The sequence below is a fragment of the Roseitalea porphyridii genome (genome assembly GCF_004331955.1).
In the GTDB taxonomy this organism is placed as follows: Bacteria; Pseudomonadota; Alphaproteobacteria; order Rhizobiales; family Rhizobiaceae; genus Roseitalea; species Roseitalea porphyridii.
This window is the reverse complement of record NZ_CP036532.1, coordinates 2,758,088-2,779,884: the sequence shown is the minus strand read 5'-3', so window position 1 is coordinate 2,779,884 and position 21,797 is coordinate 2,758,088. Positions and strand designations below refer to the sequence as shown.

22 protein-coding genes and 1 tRNA gene are annotated in these 21,797 nt (G+C 68.4%); 15 read left to right on the top strand and 8 right to left on the bottom strand.

The window, feature by feature from the left end; genetic code table 11:
• Positions 1 to 26 precede the first annotated feature (26 nt).
• Positions 27 to 671, bottom strand: coding sequence for a glutathione S-transferase family protein (locus E0E05_RS13490; protein ID WP_131617191.1), 645 nt, complete (start codon positions 669 to 671; stop codon positions 27 to 29).
• A gap of 98 nt (positions 672 to 769) precedes the next feature.
• Entirely contained in the window at positions 770 to 1,624 is an 855-nt protein-coding gene (locus E0E05_RS13485; protein WP_131617190.1) for an EAL domain-containing protein, read from the bottom strand.
• A 199-nt stretch (positions 1,625 to 1,823) separates the two neighbouring features.
• Here E0E05_RS13485 and E0E05_RS13480 point away from each other — a divergent pair, with 199 nt between their 5' ends.
• The 5 genes from E0E05_RS13480 (at position 1,824) to E0E05_RS13460 (ending at position 9,408) form a co-directional block, all read left to right on the top strand.
• The gene (locus E0E05_RS13480; RefSeq protein ID WP_131617189.1) at positions 1,824 to 3,026 is read left to right on the top strand and encodes a pyridoxal phosphate-dependent aminotransferase; all 1,203 of its coding nucleotides are present in this window, start codon (positions 1,824 to 1,826) and stop codon (positions 3,024 to 3,026) included.
• A 316-nt stretch (positions 3,027 to 3,342) separates the two neighbouring features.
• Positions 3,343 to 4,674 carry a tetratricopeptide repeat protein gene (locus E0E05_RS13475; RefSeq protein ID WP_131617188.1) on the top strand — a complete coding sequence of 444 codons (1,332 nt, stop codon included), beginning with the start codon at positions 3,343 to 3,345 and terminating at the stop codon, positions 4,672 to 4,674.
• Positions 4,675 to 4,684: 10 nt separating this feature from the next.
• Complete coding sequence (locus E0E05_RS13470) at positions 4,685 to 5,587, top strand: FecR family protein (RefSeq protein WP_131617187.1); 903 nt, start codon at positions 4,685 to 4,687, stop codon at positions 5,585 to 5,587.
• The gene (locus E0E05_RS13465; protein WP_131617186.1) at positions 5,551 to 7,452 is read left to right on the top strand and encodes a CHASE2 domain-containing protein; all 1,902 of its coding nucleotides are present in this window, start codon (positions 5,551 to 5,553) and stop codon (positions 7,450 to 7,452) included. The genes E0E05_RS13470 and E0E05_RS13465 overlap by 37 nt, the downstream gene beginning before the upstream one ends.
• 72 nt (positions 7,453 to 7,524) lie before the next feature.
• Positions 7,525 to 9,408: a sugar phosphorylase gene (locus E0E05_RS13460; RefSeq protein WP_244597730.1), complete on the top strand. Its 1,884-nt coding sequence runs from the start codon at positions 7,525 to 7,527 to the stop codon at positions 9,406 to 9,408.
• A gap of 3 nt (positions 9,409 to 9,411) precedes the next feature.
• Here E0E05_RS13460 and E0E05_RS13455 read toward each other — a convergent pair whose 3' ends face one another.
• The 4 genes from E0E05_RS13455 to E0E05_RS13440 form a co-directional block, all read right to left on the bottom strand.
• The gene (locus E0E05_RS13455) at positions 9,412 to 10,236 is read right to left on the bottom strand and encodes an alpha/beta fold hydrolase (protein WP_131617185.1); all 825 of its coding nucleotides are present in this window, start codon (positions 10,234 to 10,236) and stop codon (positions 9,412 to 9,414) included.
• A gap of 120 nt (positions 10,237 to 10,356) precedes the next feature.
• The gene (locus E0E05_RS13450) at positions 10,357 to 10,830 is read right to left on the bottom strand and encodes a GNAT family N-acetyltransferase (protein ID WP_131617184.1); all 474 of its coding nucleotides are present in this window, start codon (positions 10,828 to 10,830) and stop codon (positions 10,357 to 10,359) included.
• Positions 10,827 to 12,047, bottom strand: a complete 1,221-nt coding sequence (locus E0E05_RS13445) for a glycosyltransferase family protein (RefSeq protein WP_131617183.1) — start codon at positions 12,045 to 12,047, stop codon at positions 10,827 to 10,829. The genes E0E05_RS13450 and E0E05_RS13445 overlap by 4 nt, the downstream gene beginning before the upstream one ends.
• A 73-nt stretch (positions 12,048 to 12,120) precedes the next feature.
• The gene (locus E0E05_RS13440) at positions 12,121 to 12,915 is read right to left on the bottom strand and encodes an HAD-IIB family hydrolase (RefSeq protein ID WP_131617182.1); all 795 of its coding nucleotides are present in this window, start codon (positions 12,913 to 12,915) and stop codon (positions 12,121 to 12,123) included.
• Positions 12,916 to 13,115: 200 nt separating this feature from the next.
• Here E0E05_RS13440 and E0E05_RS13435 point away from each other — a divergent pair, with 200 nt between their 5' ends.
• Positions 13,116 to 13,961, top strand: a complete 846-nt coding sequence (locus tag E0E05_RS13435) for a mechanosensitive ion channel family protein (protein ID WP_244597729.1) — start codon at positions 13,116 to 13,118, stop codon at positions 13,959 to 13,961.
• Positions 13,962 to 13,984: 23 nt separating this feature from the next.
• On the opposite strand, the gene E0E05_RS13430 is transcribed toward E0E05_RS13435, so the two are convergent.
• Positions 13,985 to 14,638, bottom strand: coding sequence for a M23 family metallopeptidase (locus E0E05_RS13430; RefSeq protein WP_131617181.1), 654 nt, complete (start codon positions 14,636 to 14,638; stop codon positions 13,985 to 13,987).
• Positions 14,639 to 14,802: 164 nt separating this feature from the next.
• Positions 14,803 to 14,877 (bottom strand) — tRNA-Thr (locus tag E0E05_RS13425).
• 101 nt (positions 14,878 to 14,978) lie between these two features.
• On the opposite strand from E0E05_RS13425, the gene E0E05_RS13420 reads away from it, so the two are divergent.
• From E0E05_RS13420 to yacG, 9 genes are all read left to right on the top strand, one after another.
• Positions 14,979 to 15,227, top strand: a complete 249-nt coding sequence (locus tag E0E05_RS13420; RefSeq protein ID WP_428977579.1) for a hypothetical protein — start codon at positions 14,979 to 14,981, stop codon at positions 15,225 to 15,227.
• Between the two features lie 305 nt (positions 15,228 to 15,532).
• Positions 15,533 to 16,822: a UDP-N-acetylglucosamine 1-carboxyvinyltransferase gene (gene murA, locus E0E05_RS13415; protein ID WP_131617180.1), complete on the top strand. Its 1,290-nt coding sequence runs from the start codon at positions 15,533 to 15,535 to the stop codon at positions 16,820 to 16,822.
• 96 nt (positions 16,823 to 16,918) lie between these two features.
• Positions 16,919 to 17,359, top strand: a complete 441-nt coding sequence (locus tag E0E05_RS13410; protein WP_131617179.1) for a DUF2948 family protein — start codon at positions 16,919 to 16,921, stop codon at positions 17,357 to 17,359.
• A gap of 21 nt (positions 17,360 to 17,380) precedes the next feature.
• Positions 17,381 to 18,697, top strand: a complete 1,317-nt coding sequence (gene hisD / locus E0E05_RS13405) for a histidinol dehydrogenase (RefSeq protein WP_131617178.1) — start codon at positions 17,381 to 17,383, stop codon at positions 18,695 to 18,697.
• On the top strand, positions 18,687 to 19,178 hold the full coding sequence (locus tag E0E05_RS13400) for a UPF0262 family protein (protein ID WP_131617177.1): 492 nt from the start codon (positions 18,687 to 18,689) through the stop codon (positions 19,176 to 19,178). The genes hisD and E0E05_RS13400 overlap by 11 nt, the downstream gene beginning before the upstream one ends.
• Positions 19,179 to 19,324: 146 nt before the next feature.
• Positions 19,325 to 20,095: a class I SAM-dependent methyltransferase gene (locus tag E0E05_RS13395; RefSeq protein ID WP_131617176.1), complete on the top strand. Its 771-nt coding sequence runs from the start codon at positions 19,325 to 19,327 to the stop codon at positions 20,093 to 20,095.
• 290 nt (positions 20,096 to 20,385) lie between these two features.
• Positions 20,386 to 20,604, top strand: coding sequence for a translation initiation factor IF-1 (infA, locus tag E0E05_RS13390; protein ID WP_039730604.1), 219 nt, complete (start codon positions 20,386 to 20,388; stop codon positions 20,602 to 20,604).
• Between the two features lie 128 nt (positions 20,605 to 20,732).
• A complete protein-coding gene (locus E0E05_RS13385) occupies positions 20,733 to 21,392 on the top strand; it encodes a Maf-like protein (protein WP_131617175.1) in 660 nt (219 codons plus the stop codon).
• Positions 21,392 to 21,604: a DNA gyrase inhibitor YacG gene (yacG, locus tag E0E05_RS13380; protein ID WP_131617174.1), complete on the top strand. Its 213-nt coding sequence runs from the start codon at positions 21,392 to 21,394 to the stop codon at positions 21,602 to 21,604. The genes E0E05_RS13385 and yacG overlap by 1 nt, the downstream gene beginning before the upstream one ends.
• The last annotated feature ends 193 nt before the right edge of the window (positions 21,605 to 21,797 follow it).

The following is a 21,797-nucleotide window of genomic DNA, read 5'->3' as shown; positions in this document are numbered from 1 at the left end:
ATTCTGTGGCGAAAAGATGGCAGAGCCTAGGTGCCGGCCGTGTTGCCGTCCTTGTCCGGCGGCAACCAGTCGAGGGTGACGTGACCGGGCTCGGAGGCGACGCGCTCGAGCCATGCGTTGATGGCCGGGAAGCGCTGCATCTCGAAGCCTCCCTTGTCGCCGGCACAGTGGGTGTAGGCGTAAAGGCACATGTCGGCGACCGTGAAGGTCTCGCCGGCGATGAACGGCGTTTGCGAAAGCTGCGTTTCCATCAGCGTCATGGCCGCGTGTCCCTTCTCCAGGAGGGGATCGAGGATTTCGGGGCGGCGGCGGTCGGCAAGGTCCGGATAGGTCAGGATGGCGATGCGCACGGCGACCGAAGGCTCGTGATTGTACTGCTCGAAGAACATCCACTGGTGGCACAGGGCACGGTCGTAGGCATTGTGGGGCACGAAGCGGCTGTTGCGGCCCAGATAGAGCAGGATGGCGTTCGATTCGCGCAGCGTCCGGCCGTCATCGAGAACAAGAAGCGGAACCTTGCCCGCCGGATTGAGGGCGAGAAACGCCGCGCTTCGGGTGACGTTCGAGCCGTGCTCGGCGGTGACATGATGGAACGGCAGGCCGAGATGGGCGAGCAGCAGCCGCACCTTGTAGGAGTTGCCTGACGAGGGCATCGACCAGAGCGTGAGCATGCCAATGCGTTTGCGGTGCACGGCCGGCGAAGTCAAAACAGAAAAAATGATCGCCGGTTCAGGGGCGCTTCGGTCTCGGTGCCGCGCAGCGCCGCTGTTCAGCGCAGCGCCTTGACCAGATCGCTGCCCGGTTCGCTGCGATAGGCCGCCATCAGCGGCTCGAAATGGCCGGGCGCGGACTGCGGCGCGGCGAGCGCGTAGCCTTGCAGGAAATGGGCGCCGGTGCGGCGCGCCAGTTCGATCTGGCGCATGTTTTCAAGGCCCTCGAGCACGCAGCGGATGCCGTCGCGGCGAAACCCGTCGACGAGCCGCTTGAGCTCGTCGAAGCCCTCCTCGGCGGCCAGCAGCCGCCGCACCACCGCGCCGTCGATCTTGACGATGTCCGGCGTCAGCCGGGCGATGCGGGCGGGGTCGGAGAAGGCGGCGCCGAAATCGTCGACCGCGATCAGATAGCCGCGCGCGCGCAACGCGTAGACGAAATGCTTGAGGTCATGTTCGTCCTGTTCGCGATGTTCGGTGAACTCGCAGACCAGATCGCGCGGGCTGACGCCAACCTGCCGGAGATCGGCGCCGAGCGCGTCCAGATCGGCCTCGAAGCGGCCGGGCGAACCCAGTCCGGCCGGATGGAAATTCAGGAACAGCCGCTTTGCGTTGTGCGGCAGGTGGCGGGCGTTCTGCACGTGGATATGGCGCACGAGCGCCTCGACCGCGCGCAGTTCGGTCACCGGCACCTGACCGAAATAGGCGTCCGGCAGAAGCGGCGTGTCGTTCCGGAACGGGCGCGCCAGCGCCTCGAAGGCGACCGGATAGAGCCGGTCCTCGAAATGGCGGAACACCGGCTGAAACGCGCTGTTGACGATCACCGTGCCGTCGAGCGCGGAGACCGTGCCGTCATCGTTGCGGATCGTGCGGCGCGGACGCCGTTCGCTGGCTTCGCTGTCGATCGTCATCATCGTCCGTCCAACCCTCACCCTGTCGGTCGTGCGTCGCCCGACCCTAACGATTGTTAAGGATCATGGTTAAGGGTTTCTTTCACGAACCGTCGCAATGGTTAACGCCGGCGCCGCGGCCGCTTGCGTCGGCCGGCCAGTTGGCGCAATAACGGCGCCGCCCGGCGCATGCCGCCGCCTTCCTGCCCGATGGAGTGTTCCCATGGCCTTTCTGTCCGATACGCTTGCCCGCGTGAAGCCCTCGGCGACGATCGCCGTCACAGCGAAGGCGCGCGAGCTGAAGACGGCCGGCCGCGACGTGATCGGCCTGGGCGCCGGCGAGCCCGACTTCGACACGCCCGACAACATCAAGGAGGCGGCGATCGCCGCGATCGAGCGAGGCGAAACCAAGTACACCGCCGTTCCCGGCATCATCGAACTGCGCGAGGCGATCGCGGCCAAGTTCAAGCGCGAGAACGGGCTCGACTACACGGCCGACCAGATCATCGTCGGCACCGGCGGCAAGCAGGTGCTCTACAATGCGCTGGCGGCAACGCTGAATCCCGGCGACGAGGTGCTGATCCCGGCGCCCTACTGGGTCAGCTATCCGGACATGGTGCTGCTGAACGGCGGCGAGCCGGCCTTCGTGCAGACCACGCTGGAGGACCGGTTCAAGGTCACGCCCGAGGCGCTGGAGGCGGCGATTTCGCCGAAGACCAAATGGTTCATCTTCAACTCGCCCTCGAACCCGTCGGGCGCGGCCTATTCGCGCGACGAACTCAAGGCGCTGACCGAGGTGCTGATGCGCCATCCCCAGGTCTGGGTTCTGACCGACGACATGTACGAGCATCTTTGCTACGGCGATTTCACCTTCGTGACGCCGGCCCAGGTCGAGCCGGCGCTCTACGAGCGCACGCTGACCATGAACGGGGTCTCCAAGGCCTATGCGATGACCGGCTGGCGGATCGGCTATGCGGGCGGGCCGGTGGAGCTGATCAAGGCGATGAGCAAGGTTCAGGGCCAGCAGACGTCGGGCACCTGCTCGATCTCGCAATGGGCCTCGGTGGAGGCGCTGAACGGGCCTCAGGACTTCATCGCCGAACGGCGCAAAGTGTTCGAGGACCGGCGCGATCTGGTCGTCTCGATGCTCAACCAGGCGACCGGCATCGAGTGTCCGACGCCGGAGGGGGCGTTCTACGTCTACCCGTCCTGTGCCGGCCTGATCGGCAAGACGGCCCCGTCGGGCAAGGCGATCGAGACCGACGAGGACTTCGTCACCGAACTTCTGGAAAGCGAGGGCGTTGCGGTCGTGCAGGGCTCGGCCTTCGGGCTGGGGCCGAACTTCCGCATCTCCTATGCGACCTCGACCGAGGCGCTCACCGAGGCATGCACGCGCATCCAGCGGTTCTGCGCGGCCTGCCGCTGAATCGCCCTCACAGCGCTTTGAATCGAAGAACGGCGGTCTGCTTCGCGCGGACCGCCGTTTTTCGCTGCTCTTTTTGTGATTGGCGCGGCGGGGATCAGCGCCCCATCGCATTGATGATCCGGGCCACGCCCGTCCTCGATACCGGCCGGGGACGCCAAAGGTCAGGTATCAGGGGGTTACAGGCGGGTTACAGCGAACCGTTACACACCCGGCGCCCTCGCCTCGGCGGGCAAGTGTTGCCGCGCTGCACTGGAAAGCGCCGGCGAAGGTGCACTATGGTCGGTGCGTCTCAGGGACATCACAGGTGGCCGCGGCCATGGCGTACATTTCGGCGATTGCGGGACGGGCCCGGTGGCGCAGGGCGCTGGCGACCCTCGCGCTCGTCGCCTTCGGCGCGGCGCCGGCGGGGGCGGACAGCCTCTACGAGGACGCGTTCGCGGCGCGCATCGCCAATTTCTCCGATCCGCAGGCGCTGGCCGACTTCTCCGATCAGGCGGTGCGTGTCGGCCAGTACGACCAGGCGATCTCGACGCTCGAGCAGATCCTGTTCCAGAACCCCGACGACATCGGCGCGCGGCTGACGCTGGCGCGGCTCTACTACCATATCGGCTCGTTCGATCTGGCGCTCGGCCACGTCAACGAGGCGCTGCGGCTGAACGTGCCGACGTTCGAGCAGGCGCTGCGCGAGCTCCAGGCGCGCATCGAGCGGGCGCAGCGGCCGCTGCGGGCGAGGGTCGACGTCACCGCCGGCGGCCAGATCGTGCATGCGCGCACTGCCTACCCGTCCGGCTTCGCCACCGGGACGACGACCACCGGCGGCGGCGGGTTCGGCGCGATCGATGCCGAGATCGTCAACGACCTTCAGACGGCGACGCGCGATCTGATCCGCTTCGAGGGCGGGGTGTCGGTCGACCAGGGCTTCTTCGACACCGATTTCGACGGCCGGTATGACGGTTTCACGGCGCTTGGCGGCTATGGCGCGGTGACCCTTTCGAAGGGGCTGCCGGACATCATCGACACGCTGCGCGCCGATATCGGCGTGTTCGGCGAATACCGGGATCTGGGCGGACCGCGCGATCTGCGCGAACTTGGCGTGCGCGGGCGGCTCGGCTTCCGGCCGGCGGTGGAGACGGCGGTCTATGTCGAGGGGGCCTATGGCTGGCTCGACCAGTCGCAGGCGCTCTATGCGACCGACCGCTGGTCCTACGGCGCCGGGCTGCGCCAGCGGCTGGCGCCGGGCTGGACGTTCGATGCCCATGTCCGGCGCACGCACCGGCGCGGCACGGTGCCCGGCGCGGTGCTCGCGGGCACCGACTTCGCCTACCAGGTCGCCGGGACCGAGGCGGGCGCGTCGCTGATCCATCTGCTTTACGTGTTCGAGGACGGGCGCGGCTGGTTCCACCGGTTCGGCGTGCGCTACACCGACGAGACGATCCTCGACTATGGCGCGGTCGGCGTCGCGCGCGGGCCGTTCGTCAAGGACCGTGACGCCTGGCACATCGACTGGGATCACACTGTGCAATTGAGCGCACAGGGGTGGCTGCGCTTCGGCGTAGGCTATCGCAACGAACGCGTCGGCCCGTCCGGGTTCAACGGGCGAACCGAGGCATGGACCGGCCGGCTGCGCTACACGCACCGGTTCGAATAGGATGCGCCCGATGCCACGCACCATCGTCACGCTCGCCCTTCTGACCGCCGCGCAGATCGCGCTGGCGGCGGTGCCGGCGGCGGCGCAGACGGTGGGCACGATGACCGCCGAGCGGGCGACCGTGACCAAGCAGGGCGCCGGCCGGGTGCGCGCCGGCGACGGCATTGCGCTCGGCGACCGGCTGCGGTCGAACGCGACCGGCCAGGGCATGATCGTCTTTGACGACGAATCGAGCGCCCGGCTCGGCCCGAACGCCGACCTGACCATCGACGCCTTCGTCTATGACCCGCAGCGCCGCAACGGCACGGTGCGCTTCATCCAGCGCGACGGCGTGGCGCGCATCTTCGGCGGGCAAATCTCCAAGCGCGGCCGGTCCGAGGTGCGCACGCCGCATATCGTGCTGGGCCTGCGCGGCGGCATCGCCGACATCGTCGTCGGCGCGACGACCAGCACCGGCACGCTGGTCGGCGGCGTGATGACCTGCGAGAGTGAGGGCATTCGCCGCACGATCACCAATCCGGGCTTTTCGTGCAGTTCGGACGGGAGCGGGCTCCGGATTGGCCCGGCCGGCGGAACCGGCGGCACCTTCGTCGATCCGGTCACAGGTGGCGGTGACGGCGGCACCGGCCTGCCGCGCGCGCACTGCGCCACCGAGGCGGGCATGAACTCGGCCGCGTGCCGGTCGCGCGACGGCGGGTTGCCAACGCCGAACGGCGGCACGCAGGGCGGGGCCTCCGGCGGGATCGCAGGTGGTTCTCCCGGCTCGCCGCCGCCGGAGCCGCCACCACCTCCGCCACCGCCGCCACCACCGCCACCGCAGACGCCGAACACCACGCCGACAGCGGCCGAGACGAACTGCGTCGCGCAGGGCGGGGTATGGAACCCGACGCTGGGCTCGTGCACCTTCGTCTGAGGTCGACCGGGGCTCCGGCGGTATTTGCACTATTCGCCCTTGTCCTCGTCCTCGCGGCTGTGATCGCGCTTGCCGGGCCGCTGGCGCCGCTGCGCGAGCGCGGCTTCGACCTCTACCAGAGCCTTGCGCCGATCGACCTGCCGCTCGACCGGGTGGCGATCGTCGCCATCGACGAGGCGACGCTGGCCGAACATGGCCGCTGGCCGTGGCCGCGCGAGCGCGTCGGCGCCCTGGTCGCCACGGTCGCCAACAGCGGCGCGGCGGCGATCGGGCTCGATCTTCTGTTCCCCGAGCCGGACGCCTCGCCGGGCGGCGCGGCCAGCGATGCGGCCCTTGCGGACGCGCTGGCGGCCGCGCCCGCCGTGCTGGCAATGACGCTCGGCGAGGACGGACTGCCCCTCTCCGTCGAACCCAAGGCGGGCTTTACCTTCATCGGCGCGCCCGAAGCGGCGTTCGGCGACGGCTATGAGGGCGGGGTCGCGCCGATCGCGCCGCTCGCCGAGGCGGCGAGCGGGCTCGGCGTGATCCGGTCCTTTGCCGACGCGGACGGTCGCATGCGTGCCATTCCGCTGGTCTGGGCCGAGCGCACGGGGCAGGGGGCCGTGCGTCACTGGCCGGCCTTGTCGGTGGAACTGCTGCGCGTTGCCCAGGGCGAGCGTGCGCTGGCGGTCCGCATCGCCGGACGCGATGACGACGCGTTGCGCGTGGGCGGAGCGATCGTGCCGCTCGGCGACGGACGGCTGCGGCTGATCGATGTGCCGGCTTCGCCCCTGCGCGTCTCGGCGGGCGCACTGCTGGCGGACGGGTCCGATGCAAGCCTTGCCGGGCGGATCGCGATCCTTGCCGTCGATGCGGCCGGGCTCGACCGCTACCATCTGACCGCGCGGGGCGAATTGCGCCTTGGCGCGGACCTGCACGCCATCGCCGTCAGCCAGATGATCGCCGGGCGGTTCCTGCTGCCGGTGCCGTCGGCGCGGCTTCTGGAATGGGCGATGCTGGCGATCGGCGGCCTGATGATCGCCGCGGCCTTCGCCGGGCTCGGCCGCCGGCCGGCGCTCGTCGCGATGGCCGCTCTCGTGGTCGTCTCGGTGCCGCCTGCGGCCGGGTTTACGGCCTATCTGGGCTGGGGCCGGCTGATCGACTGGACGCAGCCGGTGGCCGGGCTGTTCATCGTCGCGCTGGCCGGAGGTTACGGGCTCTACCGGCGCGCCGAACGCCGTCGCGCGCTGCTGCAGGAGCAGTTCGGCCAGTTCCTGTCGCCGCAAATCGTCAAGCGCCTGGCCGAGACCGACACGCGCGCCGCGCTTGCCGTCGAGGACCGGCCGATCACCGCGATGATCGTCGACATACGCGGCTTCACCGCGCTCGGCGAGGCGCTGCCGGCCGAGCGGACGGTCGAACTGGTCAACCATTTCTTCGCCATCGCCAATGCGGAGATCTTCGCGCGCGACGGCACCATCGACAAATATATGGGCGATGCGGTGCTCGCCTTCTGGAACGCGCCGCTGGCCCGGCCGGACCATGCCGATACGGCCCTTGACGCGGCGCAGGCAATCATCGCACGGGTGGCGCGCGAGAACGGAACGCTCGCCGCGCGCGGGCTGCCGGAGATCGATGTCGTCGCGGCGGTGGAGACCGGCGTGTGCTCGGTCGGCAACATGGGAACGGCCGAGCGGATCGACTTCACCGCGATCGGCCCGGCGGTCAACATGGTCGCCCGGCTCGAGCAGCAGACCAAGGCGCTGGGCGTGCCGGTGCTGGTGGGGCCGGCCTGCGCGGCGGCGCTGAAGCGGCCGGTGCGCAAGGTCGGACGCGTCGCCCTGAGGGGGTTTGCGGGCGAAACGGACGTGTTCACACCGGTTTGAAGGTGTCCGGGGCGCTTTTCGGCCTTGTTAATTGAAAGGTATGACCCAGCCTGTAAGGTCACGGGGATGGGCGTGAGGAACAGTCTGGACGACGGGTCGGGCATGGACGGAACCGACATAAGCACCGAATACTGGCAGCGTCTGCCGGTGGCGCGCGTGCCGCATCGCGGTCCGACGCGCGGCCAGAACGCGGCGCTGCGGGCCAAGCTGAAGAGCCTTGTCGCCTTCATCTATCCGGACGAGGACGCCGATGCGGTCGTCCAGTCGATCTGCGACGCGTTCTGGCCGGAGAACCTGAAATCGCGCCAGCGCGGTCGGCAGCCCGGCAACACGCTGTGGTCGGAAGAAGACGCGATCGTCATCACCTACGGCAACACCTTCTTCGACGGCACGCACAAGCCGCTCGATCTGCTCGGCGACTTCCTGCACCGCTATCTGAGCGGCACGATCAACGGCGTGCACATCCTGCCGTTCTTCCCGTTCACCTCCGACGACGGTTTCGCGGTGACCGACTACCGGGTCGTCAATTCGGCGCTCGGCGACTGGGACGACATCCGCCGCATCGCCGCCGACTTCACGCTGATGTCGGATCTGGTGCTCAACCACGTCTCCAGCCAGAGCGCCTGGTTCAACGAATATCTGCAGGGGCACGAGCCCTATGACGGCTTCTTCGTTGAGGCCTCGCCCGAGGACGATCTGAGCCAGGTTGTGAGGCCGCGCGCGCACGATCTGCTGCGCGAGGTGGAGACCGCCAAGGGCACCCGGCACGTGTGGTGCACCTTCTCCTACGACCAGGTCGATCTCGATTTCCGCAATCCGGAAGTGCTGCTCGAATTCATCCGCATCATGCGGCTGCACATAGACAATGGCGTGCGCATCCTGCGGCTCGACGCGGTCGCCTTCATCTGGAAGGACATCGGCACGCCGTCGATCCACATGCCGCAGACGCACGCGATCGTGCGGCTGATGCGGGTGCTGGCGGACTACGCCTCCGAGCCGATCGTGCTGCTGACCGAGACGAACGTGCCGAACACGGAGAACCTTTCCTATTTCGGCAACCGCAACGAAGCGCACGCGATCTACAATTTCCCGCTGCCGCCCTTGGTGCTGCATGCGCTCTGGTCGGGCTCTTCGAACCTTTTGAACCGCTGGCAGATGGCGATGCCGCCGGCGCCGCTCGGTTGCGCCTATCTGAACTTCACCGCTTCCCATGACGGGATCGGCGTTCGCGGCGGCGAGGGGCTGATCGCCCAGACCGACCTCGACCAGATGGTGGCGGCGACCGAGGCGTTCGGCGGCAAGGTGTCGATGCGCGCCATGCCGGACGGCTCGCGCCGGCCTTACGAACTCAACATCACCTTCTTCGACGCCATGGCCGGCACGTTCGGTGGGGTCGACGACTGGCAGGAAGAGCGGTTCCTGTGCAGCCAGACGATCCAGATGGCGCTCGAGGGCATACCGGCGTTCTACGTGCATTCGCTGATCGCCACGCACAACGACGCCGAGGGATTCGAGAAGACGGGCCAGAACCGGGCGCTGAACCGGCGCCGCTGGCACTATCCGGAACTGCGGGCGCTGCTGGACGACGGCGACAACGTGCATGCGCGCGTTCTCGAGCGCCTGTCCGAGCGCATCCGCATCCGCCGCGCGCAGGCCGCCTTCCACCCCAACGCGACGCAGTTCACCATGCAGTTCGGGCCGAAGCTGTTCGGTTTCTGGCGCCAGTCGCTGGACCGGGACCAGTCGATCTTCGCGATCCACAATGTCAGCGCCGAACAGGTGACGATCCCGGTCAGCGCGATCAATCTGATCGGCGGGGATCACTGGGTCGACCTGCTGTCGGGCGAGCAGGTGCGCGCGCACGGCACCGACATCCTCGCTGGCGACCGGGCACGGTCGGACGGCGAGATCGATTTCGCGCCCTATCAGTGCCGGTGGATCTCCAACCGCGGCTGATCCCTACCGCTCGGCCGGCATCGCCATCATCGCCGCGACGATCGCCTCTGGCGCGTCCTCCTGGACGAGATGGCCGGCATCGGGGATCGCGGTCAGACGGCCGCCGGTGAGCTTGCCCGCAAGGGCGCGGCCGCGTTCGATCGGGATCCAGTCGTCCCGCTCTCCCCACAGAAGCCTGACCGGGAAATCCATCGGTCCGTAGCGCGGTTCGACCTCGTCGGTGAAGCGCTGGTCCATCTGCGCGATCTGGCGATAGAAGGCCGGCTGGCCGGTCTCGCCGAGCCAGGGCGCCATGTGGACGCCGAGCGCGTCCTCGCCGAGCGGCCGATGGGCGGCGCCGGCGATATAGGCGGCGAGCAGCGCCTCGTGCGCGTAGGCCGGAAGGCCGGCAAAGGCGGGTTCGTGGTTGCGCACATGGGCGACGAAGGGCGAGCCCCACGGCGCCACGGCGACCGGATCGACCAGCGTCAGGGAACGATAGGCGAGCCCGTCGAGATAATGGGCGCGCAGCGCCGTGGCCCCGCCGAAATCATGGGCCAGCACGTCCGGCCGGTCGAGTTGCCATTCGGCGAACAGCGCCGCCATCAGCCCGTTCTGGACGCCCAGCGAGACGTCGAGACCCTCGCCCATCTGCGACCGGCCGTAGCCGATCAGATCGAAGAAATGGACCGTCCAGTGGCGCGCCAGATGGGGCGCGATCCGCCGCCAGACCTGCGAGGAGAAGGGCGTGCCGTGCACAAGCACCAGCGGCGGCCCTTCGCCGATCCGGCCCCAGGCGACGCGGACGCCGTCGTGATCGAAGCATTGGGGAAGGTCGAGAAGTGTCATGACAGGGCTCCGGCTTGCTCGGTTGCGCCGCCGGTTATGCCGGATCACCTCCAGGGACCAGCGCCAAGCGCTGAACGCTGCATGCAGCCTCGTTGAGCGGCCGGCAGGGGTGGTGTTCCCCTATCGCAGTTCCTTGCGGAAGAAGACGCGCCGAAATCCGTCTTCCTCGCGCCGGCCGATCTCGCGGTAGCCAAGGTGCGGATAGATCGACAGGTTCTGCGTCATCTTCTCGTTCGCGTACAATTCGACCGCACCGAGCCCGAGCCGGCGGGCCTCTGCTTCGCAATGGGTGATCAGCGCTCCGCCGACGCCCTGCCCGGAACTCGCCGGGTCGACGGCGATGTTCTCAAGAAGCATGTGATCGCCACGGGCAAGGAAGATCGCAAAACCGATTACGGCCTCGTCCCGCGCCGCCACGTACACGATGCCCGCGCCGATCCGTGCGGCGAAGTCGGTGTCCATCGGAGCCGGGCGGCGGCCGACCGCCGCGACGTAGCGGGAATAGGCCTGCTCGGCGATCGCCTCGAGAACTACCGCGTCCGCCTCTCGCGCGGGCCGTATCGTCAATGGCGCCGCTGCGGCCGGTGCGTTCATCCGAACTCCTTGTCGTCCTCCTGCACGGCCTCGTAGAGGTCGCGGACGAGGTCGGGGTCGGCCGCCTGCACGCGCGACCAGGCCGGAATGAACGGCGTTTCCATGGGATTGTCGAGGAAGGTGCGGCCCGCCTCGACCATGTTGGCGGCGAACAGTTCGACGGCGCGCTCCTCCCTGTGCCGGTCGACGTAGAGCCCGTTCATCCGCGCATCGTTGTAGTAGGTTTCGACGAAATCGAGCGCGATGCGGTAGTAGCTGGCCTTGAGCGCGCGGAACGTCTCCTTGGAGAACACCGTGCCGTCGGTTGCCAGCTTGCGGAAGATCGCCTTACAGATGTCGGTCGACATGCGCGACAGCCCCTTGGAGGCGTCGTCCTCGGACAGCGGCTGGTGCTTGTGGTCGTAGGCGTCCGAGATCTCCACCTGGCAGACCGAGCGCGGGGCGAGGTTGCGCCAGACCTCCGACAGGGTGCCGATCTCCAGCCCCCAGTCGGACGGAATGCGCATCGCCGGCAGGATCGAGCTGCGCATGGCGAACTCGCCGGCGAGCGGATAGCGGAACGAGCGCAGATAATCGAGATAGTCGTTCTCACCCAGCGTCTTGCGCAGCGCCAGCAGGAGCGGCGCGACGAGCAGCCGGCTGACGCGGCCGTTCATCTTGCCCTCGGCCGTGCGCGGATAATAGCCCTTGCAAAACTGGTAGGTGAAATCGGGGTGGGCGACCGGGTAGACCAGCCGCGCCAGCATGTCCTTCGAATAGGTCAGGATATCGCAGTCGTGCAGCGCGATCACGTCGCTCTCGGCGCGCGAGAGCGTGTAGCCGACGCAGTACCATACGTTGCGGCCCTTGCCGGGTTCGGACGGGGCGAGGCCCGCCTCGGCGAGGCGCGCGTCGATCGCCTGAAGGCGCGGCCCGTCGTTCCACAGCACCGAATGGGGCAGTTCGAGCCGCGAGAAGAACTTGCGGGCCGACTTGTACTCCTTCTTCGAGGCCCGATCGAGCCCGATCACCACATGGTGGATGAACTTGACCGTGTTGAGTTCGTCCAGGATCGCCGGAAGGGCAGGGCCCTCGAGCTCGGAATAGAGCGAGGGCAGGATCAGCGTGACCTTCTGGCGCCCGGTGATCGTGATCAGTTCGCGTTCAAGATCCTCGGGCGAGCGGGTGCGCAGATTGTGCAATGTGGCGACGGCGCCGTTCTGGTGAAAGTCTGCCAAGGCCTCGCCTCCTGTTGCGCCCGCTCAACGCCCGTCACCCCGACCGGTTCCCCGGCCGGTATCGTGTGTCACGTCAGCCTGACAGTAGCCCGAGCAGCGCCCCATTCCAACCGGAAGGGCCCGGGTCGGCGGTGCGCGTCACGGTTCCGTCATCCTCGCCCGAGAGGCGTGGCACGCCGGTTCCGTGCGGGTTGGCGACGATGAAGGCGCGGTCGGCCGCTTCGAGCATCTCGACATCGTTGGGCGCATCGCCCAGCGCGACGATGAACGGCCGCGCGTCGGGGAAGATCCGGCTTGCGATCGCCTCCATGCGGCCGGCCTTGGTGCCGCCGAACGAAAGCGTCAGGAAGCGGCCGCCCGAGCGGGCGTGGACGCCGTGGCGTTCGAGCCAGGCGACGAAGCGGGCGCGCTCGTCCGCGCCGCCCGACCACAGGCCCGGCTCGGAAAACCGGCGCGTGGCCGCCAGCCGGGCGGCGTCCGCCGGCAGGCCGGTCGCGGCCGTGATGCCCTGAACGCCCATGTCGGAAAAGCCCGAAAAATGCCGGCGCAGGTCGGCCGGCGCGGTGGCGACGATCGCGCGCAGGCGTTGGTAATCGTCCGCCGCAGCCTCCGCCTCGCCACCCTCGGGCGCCAGCACGCCGGCGCCGTTCTCGACGATCGCCGGGCAATCGCCGAAGCCCAGTTCGGACCGGATCGGCGCGATCTCGGCGGCGGTCTTGGACGAGGCGAGGATCAGCGGCACCGCCCGTTCGCGCAGCAGGGCGAGTGCCGGCTCGGCGGCGGCGAACGCATATGTCTCGTGGTCGAGCAGCGTGCCGTCGAGGTCGGTGAAGACGATCAGCGGGCGGTCGGGCGGCAGGTCCGTCATGATGGCGGCGAATAGACCACGGCTCGGCGCGGCGATCCAGCGGCCTTGACGCGCGCGCGCCGACCGCCCAGTTGCCGGGGCTGGAACCAGGCCGGCCGTGGAGGCTTGACCGAGGGGCGGGTGGGCGCCGTGCGTCCCGTCTCGGGATGTATGAGGCCGCGCGCCGGCCCGCAGAGACGAAATCACAATGGAGGGAAGCAGTGGAACAGATCTTTCAGGACGTCGAATCATCGGCCGCGATGGTGATCGCGGGGACAGCGGATCTCGTCGTCTCCTATGCCTTCTCCGTCGTCGGCGCGATCATCCTGCTGGTGGCGGGCTTCATCGTCGCCGGGTGGGCCAAACGGGCGGTGTTCCACGCCTTGGACAAGCGCGGCGACACCACGCTGGCGCGGTTCATGGCGGCGGGCGCGCGCTACGGCGTGCTGATCCTGGTCGGCGTGACCGTGCTCGCCCAGTTCGGCGTTCAGACGGCCTCGATCATCGCCGCGCTCGGCGCGGCGGGGCTGGCGATCGGCCTTGCGCTGCAGGGCACGCTGCAGAACGTCGCCGCCGGGGTGATGCTGCTGTTCCTGCGGCCCTTCAAGATCGGCGACTTCATCGATGCGGGCTCCGTGATGGGCTCGGTCGAGGAGATCGGCCTGTTTGCGACCGAGCTGAAGACGTTCGACGGGCTCTACGTGCTCGCGCCCAACTCCTCGGTGTGGGGCAGCCCGGTGACCAACTATTCGCGGGTCGAGCGGCGCCGCTTCGACCTGACGATCGGCATCGGCTATGACGACGATGTCGATCTGGCGCTCGAGACGCTGGGTGAGCTGGTGCGCGGCGACGACCGCGTGCTCGACGATCCCGAACCGTTCCTGTTCGTGGGCGCGCTCGGCGATAGCGCCGTGGAGGTGACCGCGCGCGTGTGGATCGGCGCGTCGGACTGGTGGACGGCGAGCCGCGAGCTGACCAAGAAGGCCAAGCAGGAGTTCGACGCGCGGGGCATCTCGATCCCGTTCCCGCAGCGCGACGTGCACATGATCACCGCCGGCCAGAACTGAGGGCGGGCCGGGACGCCCAGCCGTCACCTTGCAGCGGTGTCGCGGCAGGGCACCGGATAGGTGATGCGGAACGTGCCGTCCTCGAGCGGACGGTCCGGATCGAAGCAGGTGACGCGGCCGACGCCGTCCGCCCAAAACCGGTGCGGATCGCGCGCCTGAAGGCCGCTGCGCCCGCGCTCGCGATGCACCTCGAAGTGCAGATGCGAGATCGCCGCGGCGAGAATGCCGGTACGGCCCATCGTGCCGATCGTCTGGCCGCGCGCGACCTGCATGCCTTCGCGCACGGTGCGGCTGTCCAGATGCATATAGACGGTGCGCGAGCGGCGACCGCCGGCGTCGACGCCGTGGTCGATGACCACGCGGTTGCCGTACATCGGCTCGATCAGCGACTGGGTGACCAGACCCGGCGCGGCGGCGATGACCGGGGCGCCGACCCGCGCGACGATGTCGATGCCGTTGTGATCGGAGGCCGGATTGCCACGGCCGGCGCGTCGGCCGACGTCGCGGAACTGCTGCGAGATCGAGGGCGCGTCGGGCGGCATGATGACGACGATGTCGTCCTCGACGAGCGGGCTGTAGATGGCCGATGTGCCATAGCCGCCGGCCGAACAGGACCACAGCGCCGCAAGCGCGGCGACCAGCGCAAAGGCGCGCCCGAGGCGGTCAAAGCGGATCATCGGCGCCCCCCGGCTGATGTCGGCGTGCCCCCGGCCCTTGCGTGCGGGCCTTCGGAACGCGGCTGAAGACTTCAACCAGCACGCCCCGGCATTGTCAACGAAACGCGCCTTTGCTCGCGGCGGCTACAAGGCGACAGACGAGGAAGGAGATCATGCGGGGAGGATGGTGCTGCTAGTGAGATTTGAACTCACGGCCTCTCCCTTACCAAGGGAGTGCTCTACCCCTGAGCTATAGCAGCATCTTCGGCGGTGCGCGCGACGGGCGGCTTGTGCCACAGCCTTTTTGGCTTATCAAGGCGTCAAATGCCGTCACCGGCGATATCGGTCGCCGGTGACGGCGATGCAAGCGCGAAGCGCCGGCAAGAAGCGTCGGGAAACGGGAGCGGTCGCGGCGATGGGCGGCAAGACGGAGAGCGACAAGGCGCGCAAGGCGCGACTGGCGGCCGAACTGCGCGCCAACCTGCAAAAGCGCAAGGCGCAGGCCCGCGCCCGCAAGGCCGGGGCGGCCGATGCGCGCGACGAGGGGATCGACGCGGCGGGCAAGGACGATGCGGCCGGCGCGACGAACCGCCGGGACGAACCACGCTAGCGCCGTTGGTTTGCGCCGGGCGCCTGCCGGGTGGTCGTATGGCGGCGCGGCGCGGTGTCCGGCAGACGCCCGGCATGCGATCAACCCGGCGTTAACCATCGCTTCAAGCCTGTCTGGCAGACCAGAGGTTCGCGATCGAGGCCGGCGTTCCGGCTGCCCGCGGGACCGCCGAAGTGCCCTTCGGTACGAGGCCGAAGCGGCGCGGTTGCCTTGAACCGGCCCCGATCATCGTCTAGAGCGCGCCGATGTCGCGGGCCCGCCGGCCACGCGGGCAGGGGCGCACGCAGCAAGGGGACACTTTCCTGATGGACAGCATTCGCATCGTCGGCGGCCACAGGCTGAACGGGGTGATCCCGATCTCCGGGGCCAAGAACGCGGCGCTGCCGCTGATGATCGCCTCGCTGCTGACCGACGACACTCTGACGCTCGAGAACGTGCCGCACCTGGCCGATGTCGAGCAGCTGATCCGCATCCTGTCCAATCATGGCGTCGACTATGCGGTGCGCGGGCGCCGGCGCGCCGACGGCCAGAACTTCGCGCGCACCATCGATTTCACCGCCCGCGACATCGTCGACGTCACCGCGCCGTACGAACTCGTCTCGAAGATGCGGGCCAGCTTCTGGGTGATCGGCCCGCTGCTGGCGCGGATGGGCGAGGCGCGCGTGTCGCTGCCGGGCGGCTGCGCGATCGGCACGCGGCCGGTCGACCTTTTCATCGAGGTGCTGTCTGCGCTGGGCGCGCAGATCGAGATCGAGAAGGGCTATGTGCACGCGACCGCCGGCAACGGGCTGGTCGGCGCCCGCTACGCGTTCCCGAAGGTCTCGGTGGGCGCGACCCATGTGGCGCTGATGGCCGCCTCGCTGGCGCGCGGCGAAACGGTGCTCGAGAACGCGGCGCGCGAGCCCGAAGTGCGGTGTCTGGCCGAATGCCTGAACGCGATGGGCGCCAAGATCGAGGGTGCCGGCACCGACACGATCCACATCGAGGGCGTCGCCGCGCTGTCGGGCGCGCGCCACCGGGTCATTCCGGACCGGATCGAGACCGGCACCTATGCGATGGCCGTCGGCATGACGGGTGGCGACGTGCTGCTCAAGGGCGCCGAGACCGAGACCTGGCAGGCGGCGATCGACGTGCTGGGCGAGGCGGGCATCGACATCACGCCCGAGGAGGGCGGCGTGCGCGTCTACCGCAACGGCAACGGCCTTGTCGCCGCCGACGTCACGACCCGGCCCTTCCCGGGTTTTCCGACCGATCTGCAGGCGCAGTTCATGGGGCTGATGACGAAAGCCAGCGGCACCTCCCGGATCACCGAGACGATCTTCGAGAACCGCTTCATGCACGTGCAGGAGCTGGCGCGGCTGGGCGCGGACATCGCGCTGAACGGGCAGACCGCAACGGTCACCGGCGTTCCGGTGCTCAAGGGCGCGCCGGTGATGGCGACGGACCTGCGCGCCTCGGTCTCGCTGGTGATCGCCGGACTTGCCGCCGAGGGCGAGACGCAGGTCAACCGTGTCTACCATCTCGACCGGGGTTTCGAGCGGCTCGAGGAGAAGCTCGGCGCCTGCGGTGCCGAGATCGCGCGCGTCTCCGCCTGAGGGCCGCGGCTGCGCCGATCGGTGCTGTTGCACCGCACCGGCGAAACGCGTAGCAGTTCGGCCGAACCCCGATCCCTGCATGCGAGTGGCGGACCGATGGACGGCTTGAAACTGATGGCGCTGGACGAATCCGATCTGACGGTCATATCCGCGCAGATGCAGGACGCCATCACCAAGCCGTCGACGTTCGACTATCGCCCCTCCGCCAACCGGTTCTCACTGGTCGCCAACCGGTTCGCCTGGGATGCGGAGACCGGCGGCCGCGCCCGCGGCCACGAGCGCCGGCAGGCGGCACTGTCGTTCGCCCGCGTCACCGGCGTGAAGACGATCGGCATCAGGCGCGGCGACGACGACCAGGTGCTGTCGCTGCTCGCCATCCGGTTCCTGCCCGGCGGCGAAGCGCCCGCCGGCACGGTCGAACTGGTGTTCGCCGACGAGGCTGCGGTGCGGCTCGACGTCGAGGTGATCGAGGCGCAGATGGCCGATCTGGGTTCGGCCTGGGAGACCAGCTTCAAGCCGCGCCATCCGGCCGGCTGAGCGCGTGGAAGGACACCAGCCGTGCCGCATCTGCTGAGCACCACCGCCGCCGATTTCGAGACCCGCTTTTCCGCCTTTCTGGGGCTCAAGCGCGAGGTCTCCGAGGATGTCGACGCGACCGTGCGCGCGATCATCGACGATGTGCGCCAGAATGGCGACGAGGCGCTGGCGCGGCTGACGGCCAGCTTCGACCGGCTCGATTTCGCCGACACGCCGATGCGCGTCGGCGCGGGCGAGGTCGCGGCCGCGACGGACCGCATCGATGCCGGGACGCGCGCAGCGCTGGAGCTGGCGCGGGACCGTATCCGCGCCCATCACGAACGCCAGCTCCCGGCCGACGACGCCTACACCGATGCGCTCGGCGTGACGCTCGGCAGCCGCTGGACGGCGGTCGAATCGGTCGGCCTGTACGTGCCCGGCGGCACGGCGGCCTATCCGTCCTCGGTGCTGATGAACGCGGTGCCGGCGGTGGTCGCCGGCGTTGCCCGGATCGTCATGGTCGTGCCGGCGCCCGGCGGCGTGCTCAACCCGCTGGTTCTGGCCGCGGCCGATCTGGCCGGCGTCACCGAGATCTACCGGATCGGCGGGGCGCAGGCGGTGGCCGCGCTCGCCTACGGCACCGAGACGATCCAGCCCGTCGCCAAGATCGTCGGGCCGGGCAATGCCTATGTGGCCGCCGCCAAGCGGCGTGTGTTCGGCACGGTCGGCATCGACATGATCGCCGGGCCGTCCGAGGTGCTGGTGGTGGCCGACGGCGCCAACGATCCCGACTGGATCGCCGCCGATCTTCTGGCCCAGGCCGAGCATGACGAGGCGGCCCAGTCGATCCTGATCACCGACGACGAGAGCCTTGGCGAAGCGGTGGCCGGCGCGGTCGAACGCCAGCTGAAGACGCTGCCGCGCGCCGACACGGCGGCGGCGAGCTGGCGCGATTTCGGCGGCATCGTCACCGTGGGCGACATCCATTCGGACGCCACCGTGGCGCTGATCGACCGGATCGCCGCCGAGCACCTGGAACTGGCCTGCGACGAGGCCGACGCGCTGGCGCGGCGCGTCTCCAACGCCGGGGCGATCTTCATCGGCCGCCATACCCCGGAAGTGATCGGCGATTATGTGGGCGGCTCCAACCATGTGCTGCCGACGGCGCGTTCGGCGCGCTTTTCGTCCGGTCTGTCGGTCATGGATTTCGTCAAGCGCACCTCGATCCTCAAGCTGGGACCCGAGCAGTTGCGCGCCCTCGGTCCGGCGGCGATCGCGCTGGCCGAGGCCGAGGGGCTGGGCGCGCACGCCCGCTCTGTCTCCATCCGCATGAACCAGGGTGGGCCCGATGGCCGATGAGAGCGAATTCGGCCCGAACGACCGGCTGGTCGACCTGACGCTCGACGCCTCGATCGGCCGGTCGACGCCGGACGTCGAGCACGAGCGGGCGGTCGCCATCTTCGACCTGATCGAGGAGAACCGGTTCAAGCCGGTCGGCGACACCGGTGAGGGGCCCTATGTGCTGAACCTGTCGGTGCAGGAGGGCAAGCTGGTGTTCGTGGTCCGGCGCGAGGCGGGCGAGCAGGTCGCCACCCACATCCTGTCGCTCGGCCCGTTCCGCAAGATCGTCAAGGACTATTACATGATCTGCGAGAGCTATTACGAGGCGATCAAGAGCGCGACCACCAGCCAGATCGAGACGATCGACATGGCCCGGCGCGGCGTCCACAATGACGGCTCGGAAACGCTGAAGGAAAGGCTCGACGGCAAGATCGCCATCGACTTCGACACGGCGCGGCGGCTGTTCACCCTGGTGTGCGTGTTGCACTGGAAGGGGTGAGGAGGCGTGCCGGGTTCGCCATCGACCGGTCCGGTCGAAGTACGAACAGAGTAGGGAAACCTGACCGGACCGTTTTCAGGAGATCGCCTGCCTTGCTTGTGGCGCGGTGTATCTGAGGCAGAGCGCACGCCATCGGGTGCGGGGCAATGACAAGCGACCACCTATCGATCAACAGGGATCTCTGGAACGCCGACGCGGTCAACTGGGTTGCGATCGGCAAACGTCTATGGAGCCTCGAGACGCCCGAATGGGGCAACTGGGGAAATCCGGACAAGGGCCTGGACCTGCTTCCATCGGACATGACGGGTATGGAAGCAATCGAGCTTGGGTGCGGCACGGCCTATGTCTCGGGCTGGATGGCGCGACGCGGCGCAAGGGTCACGGCAATCGACATCTCTGCAGAACAGTTGGCCACCGCACGTCGCCTTGCCACGGAGCATGGCGCAGAAAAAACGTTCATCGAGGCAAATGCCGAGGCGACGGGCCTGCCTGATACTGCGTTTGACTTCGCCATCTCGGAATATGGCGCTTCGATCTGGTGTCCACCGGAGAAATGGCTGCGGGAGGCATGGCGCTTGCTGCGCCCCGGCGGACGGCTGGTTTTCCTCGGCAACCACCCGCTGTCGCTGATCTGCTCGCCTCTTGACGGTTCGTCCTGCGACTGGGCGCTGCACCGCCCCTATCGAGGGATGTGGGGCGCTGACTGGACGGAGGTCGCGTACGAGCCAAGCGGCATCTGCTTCAACCTGACCGTCTCGTCATGGATGGCGCTGTTCTCGCAGATCGGGTTCACCGTGATGAAGTATCAGGAGCTTTTCGCACCTGAATGGGCATCGGGAACACGCGCGGCAATCGGGGCAGATTGGGCCAAGAGCTATCCGGTCGAGCAAGTGTGGCACCTGAACAAGCAGCTTTGAGAGCATAGCCACCTTTTCTGACCGCATGGTGCGGAGCGCGGCCGTATCCAGCTTCCTGTCCCGAGAACTCATATGGCGGCCAAGAGCTGACCGCCGTGATCCACTTGGGAAGCGCATGACCCCCACCCCCTGCAAACCGGCTGTTCAAATCCCCATCTATGCGCTAGACAGCGGCCCATTCCGGGCGGCGCGCCTGGCCGTCGGCCGGGCTTTCCCGCATGAACGATATTTTCGAGGCGGCGCGCGGGTCCGCGCGCTCACCGCCGATCACAAGGATCACACAGGTTCGCATGGCGAAAGAAGAACTGCTTGAATTCCCCGGCGTTGTCACGGAACTGCTCCCCAACGCCACCTTCCGCGTCAAGCTGGAAAACGACCACGAGATCATCGCCCACACCGCCGGCAAGATGCGCAAGAACCGTATCCGCGTGCTGACCGGCGACAAGGTGCTGGTCGAGATGACGCCCTATGACCTGACCAAGGGCCGCATCACCTATCGCTTCAAGTAACGCGAACGCGCAATGAGCGAGCCGCAGACCCCTGAGCGCCTTCGGCCGAAAGCCCGTGCCGAACCGTCTTCGCGGCGAACGCCGGTGCAGCGCGTCGAGCCTGCGGCCGTGGCGGGACGGAGACGCCGTTGAGCGCCCAGGCACACAGCGAAGCGCCGCTCGTTCTCGCCTCGGCGTCGCCGCGGCGGGTCGAGCTGCTCGCCCAGGCCGGCATCGAGCCGGCGCGCCTGCTGCCCACCCATATCGACGAGACGCCCTACAAGGCCGAGCATCCGCGTTCGCTCGCCCGGCGGCTGTCGGGCGAAAAGGCCGAGCGGGCGCGCCAGATCATCGACGGCGAGCGCAAGGGGCAGGCCGAGGACGAGCGCGGGCCCGCACCGTTCGTCCTGGCCGCCGACACGGTCGTCGCGGTCGGCTCCAACGTCATGCCCAAGGCCGAGCTGCTCGACGAGGCTTCGCAGTGTCTTCGCATGCTGTCGGGGCGCGCACACCGGGTCTATACCGGGCTTGCGCTGGTCACGCCCAAGGGCCGGCTGCGCCAGCGCGTGGTCGAGACCCGGGTGCGCTTCAAGCGGCTCACGCGCGAGGAGATGGAGGCCTATCTGGCCTCGGGCGAATGGCACGGCAAGGCCGGCGGCTATGCCATTCAGGGGCTGGCCGGCACGTTCGTCGTCAAGCTCGTCGGCTCCTACACCAATGTCGTCGGCCTGCCGCTCGCCGAGACCGTGGCGCTTCTGACCGGCGAGGGCTTTTCGGTGCATTTCGCCTGGGCGCAGGGGGGCGTGTGATGGCGCGCGTCGAACCGCTCAGGCCGAAGCGAAAATGCCCCGAATGCGGCGGGCCTTCGGCGCGCGAGACCTATCCGTTCTGCTCGACGCGCTGCAAGAACATCGATCTGAACCGCTGGCTGTCGGGCGCCTATGTCATCCCCGCCCGCGACGACGAGGACGAGGACGACGCGTTGGTGCCGCCCCGCGAGAGCGGCAGCGGCGAAGCGTAAACGGTTTCTTCGTCGGGTTTGCCTACAGTGCAGATGTCGTTGCGGTGCTTCACGCCGGGGCGGTCGAAGTTCACGCTTCCGGACGGATCGGGAACGACGGCCCGATCGACCGCAAGCCCTGTCCTTCGACAGGCTCAGGATGAGGGCTTGGCGAAGGAGCGGGCTTGCGGGTTCCCTTCGCCCTTCGACAGGC